Source organism: Streptacidiphilus jeojiense (assembly GCF_000719095.1).
Taxonomy (GTDB): Bacteria; Actinomycetota; Actinomycetes; order Streptomycetales; family Streptomycetaceae; genus Streptacidiphilus; species Streptacidiphilus jeojiensis.
The window spans coordinates 116,152-131,416 of record NZ_JOEH01000014.1; the positions used below are offsets into that span (position 1 = coordinate 116,152).

General features: G+C 70.6%; 17 protein-coding genes and 1 pseudogene. 10 read left to right on the forward strand and 8 right to left on the reverse strand.

All coding sequences use genetic code 11. The features are described 5' to 3' along the window. Positions 1–6: 6 nt before the first annotated feature. Positions 7–1,386, reverse strand: a complete 1,380-nt coding sequence (locus IF29_RS0119640) for an FAD-dependent oxidoreductase (RefSeq protein ID WP_030256512.1) — start codon at positions 1,384–1,386, stop codon at positions 7–9. Between the two features lie 79 nt (positions 1,387–1,465). Between IF29_RS0119640 and IF29_RS0119645 the strand changes: the two genes are divergently transcribed. Together IF29_RS0119645 and IF29_RS0119650 are read left to right on the forward strand one after the other, a co-directional pair. After that, the gene (locus IF29_RS0119645) at positions 1,466–1,831 is read left to right on the forward strand and encodes an ArsR/SmtB family transcription factor (RefSeq protein WP_030256513.1); all 366 of its coding nucleotides are present in this window, start codon (positions 1,466–1,468) and stop codon (positions 1,829–1,831) included. Between the two features lie 12 nt (positions 1,832–1,843). Continuing rightward, positions 1,844–2,245 carry a nuclear transport factor 2 family protein gene (locus tag IF29_RS0119650; protein ID WP_030256515.1) on the forward strand — a complete coding sequence of 134 codons (402 nt, stop codon included), beginning with the start codon at positions 1,844–1,846 and terminating at the stop codon, positions 2,243–2,245. A gap of 15 nt (positions 2,246–2,260) precedes the next feature. On the opposite strand, the gene IF29_RS0119655 is transcribed toward IF29_RS0119650, so the two are convergent. Together IF29_RS0119655 and IF29_RS0119660 are read right to left on the reverse strand one after the other, a co-directional pair. Then, positions 2,261–3,004, reverse strand: coding sequence for an aquaporin (locus tag IF29_RS0119655; RefSeq protein ID WP_380522488.1), 744 nt, complete (start codon positions 3,002–3,004; stop codon positions 2,261–2,263). A 50-nt stretch (positions 3,005–3,054) separates the two neighbouring features. Then, the gene (locus IF29_RS0119660) at positions 3,055–3,369 is read right to left on the reverse strand and encodes an ArsR/SmtB family transcription factor (protein ID WP_030256519.1); all 315 of its coding nucleotides are present in this window, start codon (positions 3,367–3,369) and stop codon (positions 3,055–3,057) included. A 197-nt stretch (positions 3,370–3,566) separates the two neighbouring features. Between IF29_RS0119660 and IF29_RS0119665 the strand changes: the two genes are divergently transcribed. Further along, positions 3,567–3,989, forward strand: coding sequence for an arsenate reductase ArsC (locus tag IF29_RS0119665; RefSeq protein ID WP_030256522.1), 423 nt, complete (start codon positions 3,567–3,569; stop codon positions 3,987–3,989). A 182-nt stretch (positions 3,990–4,171) separates the two neighbouring features. Continuing rightward, positions 4,172–4,648, forward strand: coding sequence for a nuclear transport factor 2 family protein (locus tag IF29_RS43725; protein ID WP_051725531.1), 477 nt, complete (start codon positions 4,172–4,174; stop codon positions 4,646–4,648). A 56-nt stretch (positions 4,649–4,704) separates the two neighbouring features. On the opposite strand, the gene IF29_RS0119675 is transcribed toward IF29_RS43725, so the two are convergent. Then, a complete protein-coding gene (locus IF29_RS0119675) occupies positions 4,705–5,775 on the reverse strand; it encodes an alpha/beta hydrolase (RefSeq protein ID WP_030256531.1) in 1,071 nt (356 codons plus the stop codon). A 103-nt stretch (positions 5,776–5,878) separates the two neighbouring features. Between IF29_RS0119675 and IF29_RS0119680 the strand changes: the two genes are divergently transcribed. The 4 genes and pseudogenes from IF29_RS0119680 to IF29_RS0119695 all read left to right on the forward strand — a co-directional run bounded on the left by IF29_RS0119680 (position 5,879) and on the right by IF29_RS0119695 (position 9,925). Further along, a complete protein-coding gene (locus tag IF29_RS0119680) occupies positions 5,879–6,484 on the forward strand; it encodes a TetR-like C-terminal domain-containing protein (protein ID WP_030256534.1) in 606 nt (201 codons plus the stop codon). Between the two features lie 94 nt (positions 6,485–6,578). Continuing rightward, positions 6,579–7,750: pseudogene (locus IF29_RS42190) on the forward strand (PP2C family protein-serine/threonine phosphatase). A gap of 197 nt (positions 7,751–7,947) precedes the next feature. Beyond that, positions 7,948–8,880 (forward strand): motility-associated ABC transporter substrate-binding family protein, encoded by a 933-nt coding sequence (locus IF29_RS0119690; RefSeq protein WP_030256538.1) that lies wholly within the window; start codon positions 7,948–7,950, stop codon positions 8,878–8,880. 256 nt (positions 8,881–9,136) lie between these two features. Next, the gene (locus IF29_RS0119695; RefSeq protein WP_030256541.1) at positions 9,137–9,925 is read left to right on the forward strand and encodes an MHYT domain-containing protein; all 789 of its coding nucleotides are present in this window, start codon (positions 9,137–9,139) and stop codon (positions 9,923–9,925) included. A gap of 37 nt (positions 9,926–9,962) precedes the next feature. Here the strand turns inward: IF29_RS0119695 and IF29_RS0119700 are convergent, their stop codons facing one another. Beyond that, positions 9,963–10,571, reverse strand: coding sequence for a GNAT family N-acetyltransferase (locus IF29_RS0119700; RefSeq protein ID WP_030256543.1), 609 nt, complete (start codon positions 10,569–10,571; stop codon positions 9,963–9,965). 4 nt (positions 10,572–10,575) lie between these two features. Beyond that, positions 10,576–11,487 (reverse strand): LysR family transcriptional regulator, encoded by a 912-nt coding sequence (locus tag IF29_RS0119705; RefSeq protein ID WP_030256546.1) that lies wholly within the window; start codon positions 11,485–11,487, stop codon positions 10,576–10,578. Between the two features lie 83 nt (positions 11,488–11,570). Between IF29_RS0119705 and IF29_RS0119710 the strand changes: the two genes are divergently transcribed. Continuing rightward, entirely contained in the window at positions 11,571–12,506 is a 936-nt protein-coding gene (locus IF29_RS0119710; protein WP_084714595.1) for an EamA family transporter, read from the forward strand. Positions 12,507–12,582: 76 nt separating this feature from the next. Here the strand turns inward: IF29_RS0119710 and IF29_RS0119715 are convergent, their stop codons facing one another. Together IF29_RS0119715 and IF29_RS0119720 are read right to left on the reverse strand one after the other, a co-directional pair. Next, complete coding sequence (locus tag IF29_RS0119715) at positions 12,583–13,143, reverse strand: NADPH-dependent FMN reductase (RefSeq protein WP_030256551.1); 561 nt, start codon at positions 13,141–13,143, stop codon at positions 12,583–12,585. 47 nt (positions 13,144–13,190) lie between these two features. Next, entirely contained in the window at positions 13,191–14,060 is an 870-nt protein-coding gene (locus IF29_RS0119720) for an oxidoreductase (RefSeq protein ID WP_030256553.1), read from the reverse strand. 173 nt (positions 14,061–14,233) lie between these two features. Here IF29_RS0119720 and IF29_RS0119725 point away from each other — a divergent pair, with 173 nt between their 5' ends. Then, a complete protein-coding gene (locus tag IF29_RS0119725; RefSeq protein ID WP_030256555.1) occupies positions 14,234–15,223 on the forward strand; it encodes an Lrp/AsnC family transcriptional regulator in 990 nt (329 codons plus the stop codon). Positions 15,224–15,265: the final 42 nt, after the last annotated feature.

Genomic DNA, 15,265 nt, shown 5'->3' on the forward strand with positions numbered 1-15,265 from the left:
CGGGTGTCAGCAGCCGCCGGACGCCGGGGCACCGAGGCCGATCTCCAGCAGCGCCGGCGCAGGGGCTGCGCAGCAGCCGCCGCCCCCGCTTCGGGCAGCGTCGGCGTCGGGGTCGTCGAAGAGCCCTGCCCCGCCGCACACGCCGGTGTCAGGAAGCGTCAGCTCCACGCGGGCGGCGGCCTCGTGGTCGCCGGCCAGGGCTGCGGCTACCGAGCGGACCTGCTCGTACCCGGTCATGGCCAGGAAGGTGGGGGCGCGGCCGTAGCTCTTCATGCCCACCAGGTACACGCCTTCCTCGTGGTGGCCCAACTCGCCTGCGCCGTGGGGGTAGACGGTGCCGCAGGAGTGCTGGTTGGGGTCGATCAGCGGGGCGAGCCTGACCGGGGCCTGGAGGCGTTCGTCCAGGGTGAGCCGCAGTTCGCTCTGCCAGGAGTGGTCGGGGCGGAAGCCGGTCAGGCCGATCACGTGGTCCAGCCCCTCGATCCGGCGGCCGTCGTCGGCCACCAGCACCACCCGGCCGTCGGCGTCCTCGACGCGTTCGGTCCGGAAGCCCTGGACGACCTCGATGTGACCGGCCGTCACCGCCGCCCTCGCCCGCAGCCCGAGGGCTCCGCGAGCGGGCAGTTCGTCGGACTCGCCACCGCCGAAGGCATTGCCGATGCTTCCGCGCCGCAGCACCCACACCGCGCGAGTGCCGGGCGCATCGGTGGCCAGATCGGCCAGTGACAGCAGGGCGGTCAGGGCCGAGTGGCCGGAGCCCACGACCGCGGTGCGGCGTCCGGCGTGCCGGGTACGGACCGCCGGGTCGGCGGTGTCGGGGGCGAGGTAGGTGATGCGGTCGCGGTGGCTGTGTTCGCCCGCTGCGGGGAGGCCGTCGCTGCCCAGCGGGTTGGGCGAGGTGAACGTGCCGGTGGCGTCGATGATCGCCCGGACCTGGAGGCGCTCCTGGACACCGTCCACGTCGCTGGTGTGGAGGGTGAAGGGCTGGTCCTCGCGGCCGGAGTCGACGATGCGGTCCCGGCCGCGGCGGGCGGCACCGGTGACTGTGGTGTTGTAGCGGACCCGCTCGCCGAGGGCGTCGGCCAGCGGCTGCAGATAGCGCTCTGCCCACTCGGCGCCGGTGGGGTAGCGCTTCGGTTCGGGGCGGGTCCAGCCGGTGGGCTCCAGCAGGCGGGCGGCGGCCGGGTCGACCAGCTCGGACCAGGCGGAGAACAGCCGCACATGGCCCCAGGCCCGAACCGACGAGGCCGCCGAGGGGCCGGCCTCAAGGACGACTGGCTCCAGGCCGCGTTCCAGCAGGTGCACGGCGGCGGCAAGCCCGATCGGGCCCGCCCCGACCACGGCGATCGGCAGGGCTGCGGCACCCGGGCTGCTGTTCTCACTCATGGCCATCCCATCCCTTAATTCGACACTTGTCGATACAGAGAAGCTTGTCGCCTGCTTCGACGGATGTCAAGATAGACGTATGTCGAATCCGGGTGTCGCGGAGCTGCCGCTAGTGCAGGACGAGATCGCGGCCTGCTGTCCGCCGGTGACTTCGGCCGAGTTGTCCGAGACGGACGCGGTGCGGATGGCCGCGATGTTCAAGGCCCTCGGCGACCCGGTACGGCTGCGGCTGTTCTCCAAGGTCGCCTCCCATGCCGGCGGCGAGGCGTGCGTGTGCGACATCCAGGACGTCGGGGTGTCCCAGCCGACGGTGAGCCACCACCTGAAGAAGCTGCGCGAGGCCGGACTGCTGTCCTCCGAAAGGCGCGGGACCTGGGTCTACTACCGTGTCGAGCCGCAGGTGCTGGCGGCGATGAGCCTCCTACTCGGCGGCTCCGCCTCCTGAATCGAGGACACCATGACACCATCGCCCACTCAGGCCGTCGCCGAGCGGCTACGGGAAGCGTTCGAGGCCAAGGACCTGGCCCTGCTGGGACCACTGCTTGACCCCAAGGTCCGCTGGGGCGGCCCGGAGGAGACCGAGCAGACCTGCCACTCACGCGGTGACGTGCTCGCCTGGTACGGCCGAGCCCAGGCTGCGGGCATGAGTGCCCAGGTCACCGAGACCGTCGTACTCGACAGCGCAGTGGTGCTGGCCCTGGCCATGTCCGGACCCGCGCTCGGCCCGAACGCGAAGCGTCCGGACACCGTCTTCCAGGTGTTCCACCTCGCCGGCGGCCTGGTCGTCGACATCCGCGGCTTCCAGCACCGCCGACGGGCCGTCGCATTCGCCGAGAAGCCGCTGCGCGCCCGGGGCTGACAAGCCGACGAAGGGTCAGGCGCGCGTGTCCCGGTCGCGGCCGAAGACCAGGGCGACCAGGGCCAGGCCGACGATGCCGCCGATCAGTTCCATGCCGATGAAGCCGGGCAGGGAGGAGGGCTTGATGCCGGCGAAGGTGTCGGTGAAGGTGCGGCCGATGGCGACGGCGGGGTTGGCGAAGCTGGTGGAGGAGGTGAACCAGTAGGCGGCCCCGATGTAGGAGGCCACCGCGACGGGGGCGAAGCGGAGCTGGTCCCTCTTCGCCAAGCCGAAGATCAGCAGGACCAGTCCGGCGGTGGCCACGACCTCGCCGATCAGCAGGTGTCCGGCGGAGCGGTCGTGGCTGGACCACTGCACCAGGGCCTTGCCGAACATGGCGTCCGCCAGCACCGCGCCGCCGATCGCGCCGGCGGTCTGCGCAATGACATAGGCGGCGACCTCGCGGACGGGGAGGTGGTTGTGCCGTCCGCGGCGGGTCCACCAGTCGGCCAGGGTGACCACCGGGTTGAAGTGCGCGCCGGAGACCGGTCCCAGCAGCAGGATCAGCACGCCCAGGCCGAAGACGGTGGCGGTGGAGTTGGCCAGCAGTTGCAGGCCAACGTCCCTCGTGAGTTCGGTGGCCTGGATGCCGGAGCCGACCACGACCGCGACCAGCGCGGCGGTGCCGACCAGCTCGGCGGCGACCATGCGGAACAGCGGGTCGAGGCCCAGGTCGGCGACGAGCGGCTCGGCCAGATCGGTGGGTCTGGCCTCGTCTATGGCACTCACGAAGAACACTCCAGGAAAGGGCGGCGGTGTAGGTAGGCGGGTCAGGCGCAGGGGCGCTTGCGGGCGGCCTCGGCAGTGGCGCGGGCAGTGTCGGCCAGGGTGCCCAGGTGGGCGGCGACTGCCTCCAGCGCCGCAGGGCGCAGCTTGTAGTAGAGGAAGCGTCCGCAGGGCTCGGTCTCCACCAGTCCGGCCTGCCGCAGCAGCCGCAGGTGGTTGGACAGGTTGGTCTGCTTGGCGCCGGTCTCCTCGACCAGGTGGCACACGCACAGGGACTCGGCCGCCAGCAGCGTCACGATCTGCATCCGCAGCGGATCGGCGAGGACCTTCAACGCTTCAGTATCGACTGATGTCACCATGGGCTGATACGTTACCGGTCGTGGGGACGCCACGCGACCCCGGGCGGCCACCGGTCCTGGCCGGTGGCCGGCCCTCCCGCGCTGGAGACACCATCTCCGTGACGAGATCGCCCACCACGTCGCCGACCTGGTCACCGAACGCACCCCGCCGGTTCCCGAACTCCCGTCACCACCCCATCGGAAAGCACCCGTCTGCGATGACTGCCGCACCCGCCGCCTCGGTCCTGTTCGTCTGCGTCCACAACGCCGGCCGCTCCCAGATGGCTGCCGGATTCCTCAGCCACCTCGCCGGTGACCGCGTCGAGGTCCGCTCCGCCGGCTCCGTCCCCGGCGACCAGGTCAACCCCTCCGCCATCGCCGCCATGGCCGAGGTCGGCGTCGACATCTCGCACCAGAGCCCCAAGGTCCTGACGACCGAAGCCGTCCAGGCGTCCGACTACGTCATCACCATGGGCTGCGGCGACGCCTGCCCGATCTTCCCCGGCAAGAAGTACCTCAACTGGGAGCTCGAAGACCCCGCCGGCCAGGGCGTGGAGGCCGTACGCCCGATCCGCGACGAGATCCGGAACCTGATCGAAGGCCTGATCGCCGAGATCGACGCCAAGCAGCAGGAGAACTGACCGCCCGTCACCGAGCAGAGCGCCAGCTCGTGGCGCGCCTCAGGGGCGCTCGTACCGCTGGCAGGCCAGACCGGACGAGCCCTGAGCAGGACCCGGTTTCGCCCGCGACGCCATGATGCAGATCCCGTGTCCAGCCTGAATCTGCATTACGATATCCGACAAATCCATGCAAAAGGATGGCAATGGCTCTGGATATTGATCCTCCCTCGGACCTGCCGCATTTCATCGACCGCGCCGCGATCAGCGAACTCGTCGACCGCTACTCCAAGCTGTTCGACGACCGCACCTTCAGCGAGACGCTGCCGACGCTGTTCACCGACGACGCCTTCGTCGAACTTCCCTCCGGCGAACATCGCGGGCTCGACGGCTTGGACAAGTTCCACGAAAACGTCATGGCCCCGTTCGGCCCGACTCAGCACCTGTTCACGAACACGCTCGTCGACACCGCAGGTGAGCGGGCATCTTTTCGCACCAATACGTATGTCACGCACACGGTATTGGCTGCCGCCGAAAGTCAGAGCAGCGACAAGGGGAACTACTTCCTCGCCGGCGGAACCCTGACGGGCACCGCGCTTCGCACGACCCGGGGGTGGCGGTTCGAGAAGGTTGTGCTCGATGTCATCTGGCGGCAGGGAAACCTCGACTTCCGACCGCAGTAGAGGAACGTCACGTCACGAGCCGCCGACACCAGGGGTGCGAGCGCAGCCCGCCGGGCTCACCGGACCGGCTCCGCGGTGGCGGCGAGGGTTCGGTCGAGCCAGCCGATGATGGTCGGGAAGACTTCGGGCAGTTTGCTCACCGCGCAGTGCCCGGTCCCGGGGACGAGGTTCACGACGGTGTCGCGGCGGCCCTGGAACACCAGGGTGTCGTGCTGCGGAACATGGACGTCGTCGGCGCCATTCACGACCAGCATCGGGCCGTTGCGGTCCTGGTCGAGCAGCGGGCGCAGCGAGAACTCCTGCCGTCGTGCCGCCAGTTCCTCCGGTCCGGGCGGTGCATCGAATCCCATCGCATTGCCGACGATGCCGTCCATGCCGAAAGCGGCCTTCCGCGCTGCGCCGAACGCCGCTTCGACCGGCCCGCCCAGCACCACGGCGGCGTCCACCTCGCCGCCGAGACCCGATCGGGCCGAGAAGTACCCGCCCATCGAGATGCCCAGGTGCGCCACCACGCCGTTGCCCAGTGTCCGGGCGTGACGGATCAGCCCGCTGACCAGCTCCGCTCCGCCAGCACCGGTCATCGGCACCGTCGACTCGCCGGTTCCGGCGATGTCGAAGACCAGCACCTGGGCACGGAGGTGAGTGGCAAGAAGCACCATCAGCTGGTGCACGTCCATCTTCCAGCTGTCCACGCCGCCGCTGGCGAGCACCACCGGCCGAGCGGCGGGGAGGTCGAAGGGCGAGAGCAGGTGCACCGCCACGTCGGTCGTGCCGCCTCGGTACGGCAGCTCCAGGACGTGCCGCTGGAACCGCACTCCGAAGCCCGGGGCGGCCAGCCGGTACTGCTCCAGCTGCCTGGACAGGGCGGTGCTCTTGCTCTCGTTGGCCAGGGTGGGGAACTTCGCCCACCCGTAGGCCAGTGCGGCCTGCTCATGCGATCCCGCGTCCGCGTAGGCCGCGGCCAGCTTCGACCATTCATGGACCCAACCACCCGGGGCATCGGCCCACATCTCGGTGATCGCGGCACGCACGGTGTCGACGTCGTCCGCCGGAAGTCCGGTGTTGACCATCTGCGGATACCGCTCGCCGAACAGCTCGGATGCGTCCAGCGGCCATTCGTAGGCCATGACGGCTCCTTCCACGACAGTGTCACTAACGCAGAGATTCTGCGTTAGTGGACGCTACCTCCACCCCACCACAAACGCAACATCCGTGCGTTAAGGTGGCGTGGTGACTCGGAACGAGACGAACGACCAGGCTGAGGCAGTCCGCCGCCCCGGCGGCCGATCCGCGCGGGTCCGCGCCGACGTCCTGCGGGCGACCCTGGAAGCGCTCGCCGAGCACGGCCCGGGCGGCGGCCTGACGCTGAGTGAGATCGCCAGGCGGGCAGGCGTCCACGCCACCTCGATCCAGCGGCGCTGGGGCACGGTGCAGAACCTGACCCTGGACGCGCTGCTGACCTACAGTCAGGAACAGCTTCCGGTCCCCGACACCGGGAACCTCCGCGACGACATGGTCGTGCTGGCCCGACTGATCACGGCCTACCTGGACACCCCACTGGGCACCGCACTGGCCCAGGCGATGGCCGCCGTCGACGAGGACCCCGCGCTGGCCGGGAGCCGCGCCCAGTTCTGGCAGGCCCGCTACGACGCCACCCGGACCATCGTCGACCGCGCCATCGCCCGCGACGAACTGGCCGCCGGCACCGATCACCAGCTCGTTCTCGAACTCCTGGTAGCGCCACTGCACTTCCGGGCGCTGCTCATCCGGCAGCCCGTCGAGGAAGGCCGCATCGAGCGGATGGTCGACGCGCTGCTCCACGGACTGGCCGGATAGCCCCCGCACCACAGCCAATATTCTGCGGCAGCAGAGCTTGAGTACCTGCCGGTGCGTTTGATTGGGTTACCCCAGCTGAGACGGGGAGGCCCAGGTGGCGCATGAGCGGATCGAACTGGCCGCGGTGTTGTCGGCCGCGGAGGCTGCGGCGCCGGTGGCCTCCCTCGACGTCGTGGCGCGCAATCTTCGCGACCGGTTCGGTGCGCGGTACGTCTCGTTCCTGTTCGTCGACCTCGTCGGCCAACGCCTGGTGCGGTTCAACGAGGACGCAGTCGGGCGACAGCGGCAGGCGTCCGACCAGATCCTCCTGGCCGGCAGCCTCTACGACCAGGTCCTGCGCACCCAGAGGCTGGTCCGGGCGCCCGCCGGAGAGCAGGGACAGCGGGTGATCGCCCCGGTCACCAACCGCGGCGACACCATCGGCGTCCTGGAGCTGTCCCTTCCCCAGGTCACCCAGGACATACTGGAGCAGGTCGAAGAGGCCGCACACGCGTTGGCGTACATCGTCGTCACCGACCGCCGCTTCACCGACCTCTACCACTGGGGCCAGCGCACCACCGCGGTGAGCCTGGCCGCGGAGATCCAACGCCAGCTCCTGCCCACCGCGCCCGCGTGCGAGGCGCCCCAGTTCTCCCTGGCCTGCGCCCTGGTCCCGGCCGGCAGCATCGCCGGGGACACCTACGACTACGCCCTGGACCGCGACACCCTGCACCTGTCCATCACCGACGCCATGGGCCATGACGTCAACGCCTCGCTGATGGCCACCCTCCTGGTCAACGCCTCCCGTGGCGCCCGCCGTGCCGGCGCCGACCTGGCCGAACAGGCCCGCCGGACCCACCGTGCCCTCCTCGAGCACGGTCGAGAGACCCTGGCCACCGGCCTGCTGCTGCGCATAGCCCTGGCTCCAGCGCCCAACTCGTCAACGCCGGACACCCGTGGCCGCTACGGCTGCGCAAGGGCACGGTCGAGGAGCTCCAACTCCACGTCAGCCTGCCCTTCGGCATCGACGTACCGACCCCCTACCCGGTTCAGGACCTCGACCTGCGCCCGGGTGACCGCCTCGTGCTGTACACCGACGGCATGCAGGAACGCCGGACGCAGACCGTCGACCTTCCCCACCTGATCAGCGAGTCCGCCGCTGAACACCCGCGCGAGGTCGTCCGCGCACTCGCCGCCGCAGTCACGGCCGCCGGCAACGGCCAACTCCAGGACGACGCCACCGTCCTGTGCCTGGACTGGCACGGCCCACGGGATGCCGCACACTGACTGGCCGCCAGGAACCCCCGGACAGGCCCCCTGGGGGCTGCCGGTGCTCCGCTGAGCGGACAGGCTGTTCGGTCATGTCCATGAAATGCACAACGTCCCGTAACACGCGGGGACTTCCTCCGGCCGCGCAACCTCCGGATACTCATCTACGCGCGTCAAACTACGCGCGTAGTCAACTCCCCCGGAGGAGATCGAGCATGACTGCAGCTCAGCGAACGTTCGGACGGGCCACGTGCGCCGTCGCGGCGGCCTGCGCGGCCCTGCTGGCCACCCTGGTGACGCACCAGGGCACCGCCCACGCGGCCACCACGCACCGGGTGCTCTTCGACGACGCCCACGCCGAGACCGCGGGCAACGCGGACTGGATCATCAGCACCAGCATGCCCGACCCGCTCGCCCAGAACGCCAACCCCACCACCGAGAAGAGCTGGACCGGCGCTCTCTCCGCCTGGGGTGTCGCCCTGCAGAAGACCGGCTCCTACAGCCTCAAGACCAACACCAGCGCGCTGACCTACGGCACCAGCGCCACCCTCGACCTGTCCAACTTCGACACCCTGGTGATCGACGAGCCCAACACCAAGTTCACCACCGCCGAGAAGACCGCGATCATGAAGTTCGTCCAGGCCGGCGGCGGCCTGTTCCTGATCTCCGACCACACCGGCAGCGACCGCAACAACGACGGCTACGACTCCCCCGCCATCATCAACGACCTGATGACCACCAACTCGGTGGACAGCACCGACCCGTTCGGCTTCTCGGTCGACCTGCTGAACATCGCCACCGGCACTCCGAAGGCCATCACCGACAGCACCAACACCGTCCTGCACGGCAGCTTCGGCACGGTCACCGGCAGCGACTTCTACAACGGCACCACCTTCACCCTCAAGCCCGCCGACAACTCCGCCGTCAAGGGCCTGCTCTACCGCAGCGGCTACAGCGGCAACACCGGCGCCTTCTTCGTCACCAGCGGCTTCGGCAGCGGCCGGGTCGCCATCTGGGGCGACAGCTCGGACGTCGACGACGGCACCGGCCAGTCCGGCAACACCCTCTACGACGGCTGGGACGACAGCACCGCCACCAACGCCGCCCTCGCCCTCAACGCCACCGCCTGGCTGGTGAAGGCCAGCTGACCAGCGCCGGAGCGGGCCGCCCCGAACGCCGGGGCGGCCCGCTCCGCCCATTCCCGACATCCTTCCAGATGCTTCACAATCCCGGTCAGAAGTTGAAAGGTTAATGATCTATGCTCATCAACGTTGCGCGGGTGGCAAATCGCCTGCGGCAGACGCGTGTTCAAACCACGCATGTCCAGAACCTGTGGCACAGCCATCCCTCAGGCCGTGGTCCACCCCCCTACCCCCGACGAACGGACGACAGCCCGTGGCCCACATGGACGGATTCACCTACGGCTGGCTGAACCCGGCACTGGCGTACCTGGTCGCCTGCCTCGGCGCGGTGATCGGACTCCGGTGCACCGCACGGGCCCTGACGCTGCCTCGGCGACGTCGGATCGGCTGGCTGCTGCTCGCCTCCGGCTGCATCGGCGGCGGGATCTGGGCCATGCACTTCATCGCGATGATGGGCTTCACCGTCACCAATATGTCGATCACCTACGACCTGCGGCTGACCCTGCTCAGCCTGCTGGTGGCGATCGTGGTGGTCGGCTTCGGCGTCTGCTGCGTCGGCTACTGGCCCGACTCCAGCCTCGCCCTGTACCTGGGTGGCACCCTGACCGGGCTCGGCGTCGCCGCGATGCACTACATGGGCATGGCCGCGATGGAGCTCGGCGGCTCCGTCGAGTACAACCTCTGGATCGTCGCCGCCTCGGTGGCCATCGCCGTGTTCGCCGCCACCGCCGCGCTCTGGATGACGCTCAACATCAGCCGGGCCTGGGCGAGTTTCGCCTCCGCGCTGGTCGCGGGCGTCGCGGTGTGCGCGATGCACTACACCGCGATGCTGGCTGTCTCCGTGCGCTTCGGCACGGGTGCGACACCGGCCGGCGGGGTGCCGGTGGACCAGTTCGTCTTCCCGGTCGCGGTGGGCATCGTCGCGTTCATCACCCTCTCGGTGATCGTGGTCGCACTGGCCCCCGAGGTACGGCTGCAGCAGGAGCTCGCGGCGCCGGCCGCCCCGCAGGCGCGGATCAAGGTCGACCTCTTCGACGGCTCCCTGCGCTGACCGCACCGGGGGGACGCGGCTCCGGCGCCCGACCTCGTCAGCGCGCCGGGCGCCACATGGTGGTGACGACATGACCGGTGGCGACGGTGATCTCGTCCCGGGCGGTGAAGCCGACGCTCTCGTACCGGCCGAGGTTGGCCGGGTTGGACGATTCCAGGTAGGCGGGGGCGCCGAGCGCGTCGATCCGGTTCAGGCTCTCGGCCAGCAGGCCCATCCCCAGCCCCTTGCCGCGGTCCCGGTCGTGGACACCCAGGAGGGTGAGGTAGAAGCACTCCTCCTCCGGGTGCGCCGCTTCGAGCTGGTCGTAGATCACCCGGATCGCCTGGGCCGCCTCGGTGCCGGCGGCCCGGGTCAGCAGGTCGTCCAGGCCGCTCTCCTCGGCCGGGGTCAGCTCGGACCCGCCCGGCGGGATCCACACGGCCGCGGCCCCCGCGTCCGGTGTCACCAGCGTCCACGGGTAGCGCAGGGCGGACGTGACGTAGAGCCGCCACATCTCGGCCGCCTGCACCGTACGCTGCTCCTCGTCGGGGAAGGCCGGGCCCCACAGCGGGTCGTGGAAGAACGCCGTGGTCATGGTCTCGACGATGTTCTCGACATCTGCGGGGGTGGCGACGCGTGCGGGCACGGTGCGGTGTTCGGCGCTCATCCGGTCATCCTAGTGATCGCTGCCGCAGCAGGTCGTTGACCAGGGCCAGCGGAGGCCAGTCCCGGTGGCCGTGTCGGGCGACGGCGTAGGCACGCAGTTCGACGTCGGGGCCGGCCAGCGGGACGAACCGCACCGCGGAAACCGTGCGGGTGCCGCACGGCAGCAGCCCAACACCGAGTCCGGCGGTGATCATGCCCTGAACGAGGTCGAGGCTGTCGGCCTGATGGGTGATGCGCGGGGTGAAGCCCGCCATCGAGGCCAGGGTGCGGATCACGGTCTCGTCGGCGGTGTTGCGGGAGTTGACGATCCAGTCCTCCCCGGCGAACCGGGCGAAGACCTCCAGCGTCGTCCGCTGCCGGACGTCGGCTGCGTCGGTCGATGCGTCAGCCGATGCGGGGACGCCCAGGCCCCAGCGCGCCGTCCACAGGGTGGTGGTGTGCACAGCGGGGTTCTCGGTCGCCGGCGCCAGGTTGTAGTCGTAGGTCAGGGCCAGGTCCGTGCCGTCCTCGGCCAGCAGCTGCAGCGCCTCGGCCGGTTCGTGTTCGCGGATCAGGACGTGGACCCGGGGGTGGCTGGCTGCCAGTGCGGTGACGACGGGCAGCAGGTGGGCGCGGATGGCCGTGGCGTAGCCGGCGACGCGCAGGGTGCCGTTGGGCTCGCCCTCGGGGGCGAGGTCGTGGCGTGCCGCCTCGACGGCGGCGAGGATCGTCACCGCGTGCTCGGCGAGCCGACGGCCCGCCGGGGTCAGCCGGACCCGGCGCCCGTCCGGCTCGACCAGCGCTGTGCCCATGTCGTCCGCCAGAGCGGCGATCTGCTGCGAGACCGTCGAGGTGGTCGTGCCCTGGACGTCGGCCACCGCGCGCATCGATCCCAGCCGGGACAGGTCCAGCAGCATCCGCAGACGTCGTGTCTCCATCCGGCCATTGTGCAGCTTTCCCGAACGGATTGTTCATGATCGGCACGTGGACACGAACGGTTCGGCGTCGTGTACTGGGGTTCATGAGCCTGCTGGAGCACCGCACGCGTCCGCGTCTTCCCACGTCGTCCACCATCGGGGCGCTGATGGCGGTGGCGTCCATGTCCACCGTCCAGCTCGGGCTGGCGCTGTCGATGCCGGTGGTCGATCGGCTCGGAGCCCTGGGCACCTCGGGCCTGCGGCTGGCGTGGGCCGGCGCTCTGGTGTGGGTCCTGGTACGGCCCCGCCTGCGCGACTTCACCGCGCGCGACCTGCGGGCCTGCGCGCTGCTCGGTGTGGTGAGTGCGGGCATGATGGTGTTCTTCATGCAGGCCATCGACCGGCTGCCGCTCGGCACCGCCAGCGCGCTGGAGTTCCTCGGCCCGCTGGCCGTGTCCCTGTTCGGCCCGGGCAGCGGCCGTGTGCGCTGGACCGCCATGGCAGGGTTCGGCGTCCTGGCGCTGACCGAACCCTGGCACGGCGGCATCGATGCGGCCGGTGCCGGGTTCGCCCTGGCCGCGGCGGCCTGCTGGGCGGCGTACATCATGCTGACGCAGCACGTGGGCGACCGGGTCACCGGCCTCAACGGGCTGGCGGTCTCGCTGCCCGTGGCCGGTCTCATCGGCCTCTTCGCCGCGGCGCCCTCCGCGCTGGGACACCTCACCTGGCAGCTGCTGGCAGTGATGCTGGGGCTGGCCGCCCTGAGCGCCGTCCTGCCCTTCGTCCTCGAATTCCTGGCCCTGCGTCGCCTGGCCACCTCCGCCTTCGGCACGCTGATGAGCCTGGAGCCGGCCATCGCGCTCCTGGTCGGCCTGCTGGTGCTCGGCCAGATCCCCGGCCCGGCGTCCGCTGCCGGTGTCGCCCTCGTCGTGGTCGCCGGCATCGGCGCCACCCGCACCGGCGCCCGCCCGGCTGCGGAGCCCCACGCCTCTCAGCACGACCTGCCCAGCCCGGAGCCGTCGGCCCAGGCAGCGCTGTGAGGGTCGGGAGGCGAGCCCATAGTTCACGGCATCCTGAATTCAGCCAGGGTTGCGTACGCGACGTTCGGCCGCGTCATCAGCGGCGACCCACGACCGGATCGGGAGCGTGCAGCGCGTCCAGGGCCTGGCCCACGGCGGCCTCGACCAGCGGGTCGTGGGCGGCGCGGTGCACGTCCAGGGTGCGCAGGTTGAGCACTGTGGTCGAGGCCACGACGGTGTGGGCGCCGACGGCCTTCAGCACGGCCTCCAGATGGTCCTCGGCGCCGTGGGAGGAGTAGCCGACCACCAGGCCGGTGGCCCGTTTGCCGATCAGCGGGCTGGCGTCGCGGGGACGGGAGAGCCAGTCCAGGGCGTTCTTCAGCGCGGCCGAGATGCCGGCGTTGTAGACCGGACTCAGCGCCAGCAGGCTGTCCGCGGAGGCGACCTGGGCCCGCAGCGCCGCCACGGCGGGCAGCGCGGGCTCGGTCTCCAGGTCCTCGTTGAACAGCGGCAGCAGGCCCAGGCCGGCGGCGAGGACGACCTCGTGCCCGGGGCGGCTCCGGGCCAGGGCGGCCTGGGCGATCTGGCTGGTGACGGAGCCTGTGCGCAGGCTCCCGGTCAGGACCAGCGTGCGGTGACGGGCGGGCGGATACGACATGGCAACGAACTCCACGAGAGTGAGGGGAGGAAGGAGAGAACAGCGGGTCAGTGGGCCGTGTCGGCGATGGCGTCCAGGGTGCGCAGCGCCTGCTCGGGCAGCTCGATCGTGGCGGCGGCGATGTTCTGCGCGAGGTGGGCCCGGGTGGCGGTGCCCGGGATGAGCAGCATCGTGGCGGATCGGTGCAGCAGCCATGCCAGCGCGATCTGCCGCGGGGTGGCGCCGAGGTCGGCCGCGACCTGCTCCAGGGCCTCGGCCTGCAAGGGTCGGAAGCCGCCCAGCGGCCAGAACGGCACGAACGCGATGCCCTGCTCGGCGCACCAGTCCACCAGGGCGTCGTCCTTGCGGAAGGCGATGTTGTAGTGGTTCTGCACCGCGACCACCGGCGCGATCTGCTGGGCCGTGCGGACCTGCTCCGCGCTGACGTTGCTGACGCCCAGATTGCGGATCAGGCCCTGCTCGCGCAGTTCGGCCAGCACGGCGAAGGGCTCGACGATGTCCGCGGCCGCCAGGGTGTCGGTCATGCGCAGGTTGACCAGGTCCAGCGCCTCCAGGCCGAGGTGGTCCAGGTTGTCGTGCACCGCCTGCACCAGCTCCGGGCGTGACAGCGCCGCCGGCCACCCGCGGTCCGGGGTGCGCCGCGCCCCGACCTTGGTGGCGATGTGCAGGCTCTCGCGGTAGGGGTGCAGGGCCTCGTGGATGAGCCCGTTCACCATGTGCGGGCCGTAGTAGTCACTGGTATCCAGATGCGTGATCCCCGATTCCACCACCGCGCGCAGCACGGCCAGTGCCTCGTCCTGGTCGCGCGGCGGACCGTAGGCCATCGGACCGGCCAGTTGGAGCGCGCCGTAGCCGACACGGGTCACGGTCAGGGTGTCGGACAGGCGCAGGGTGCCGCCGGGAAGTGCGTCGCTCATCGCGAACTCCTTGCAGAAGACAGATGGGATGCCGGGTGCCGATCGCCTCGGCAGAGGCGCCGGCGGGCCTTGTGTCACCACTGTGCTGTCCGACCGGAAGATCCGACAGCGAACCACGGCAAAACCCGTCTGAACATCCAGGAGAGTTCCATGGGCGTGCCTATACTTCCACCATGGATCAGATCGACCGGCGCATCGTGCAGTGCCTCCTGCAGGACGGACGGGCGTCGTTCCGCCGTATCGCGCAGGTCACCGGCGTCTCGGAACAGACCGCGGCACGCCGCTACCGCGCCCTGGTCGCCGACGGCGCGGTCCGGGTCCGCGCGCTGCCCGGGCCCGGCGGCTCGCGCGAGCAGACCTGGTTCGTCCGGGTCCAGTGCCGGCCCGACGCCGCCGATGCCCTGGCCGACGCCCTGGCCGCCCGCGAGGACACCGCCTACGTCAGCGTCACCTCCGGCGGCTCCGAGATCGTCTGCCAGACCCGCAGCGACCCCGCCCACACCCAGGGCTCGGTCCTGCACCGACTCCCCCGCACCAGCAAGGTCCTGGGCTTCCACGCCTACGCCGTGCTGCACATGCACCTGGGCGCCGACGCCAAGTGGCGTGCCTTCGACGAACCCCTCACCCCCGCCGAGACCGCTCTGCTGCACCAACGCGACGACGCCCCGGCACCGCCCGAACCCGGTTCGCGCCCGGGAGTCCTCGCCGAGGCCGACGCCCCGCTGCTGGCGGAGCTGGCACGGGACGGTCGCACCGGCGTGGTCGACCTGGCCCGCGCCACCGGCTGGTCCAAGACCCGGGTCTCATCGCGCCTGGAGGAACTGCTCGACGGACGGGCGCTACGTCTGGCCGTCGACCTCGCCTACGCCCGCTTCGGTTTCCACGCCACCGCCTACCTGTGGCTCACCGTCAACCCGGGCGGGCTCAGGGCCACCGGGGAGGCACTGTCCCGCCATCCCGAGACCACGTTCGCCGCCGCCGTCACCGGCTCGGCGAACCTCCTGGTCACCGTCACCTGCCGGACCATGGACGACCTCTACACCTACGTCACCGACAAGGTCGGCGTCCTGCCCGCCATCACCCAGGTCGACGTCGTCCCGGTCCTGCACCGCCTCAAGCAGGCAGGGACCCGCGTCCACCAAGGCCGCCTCGCCCCGCTGTAAATGCATTGCACGAGCGGGGGGCGGGTGCCATGGTGGCCGATC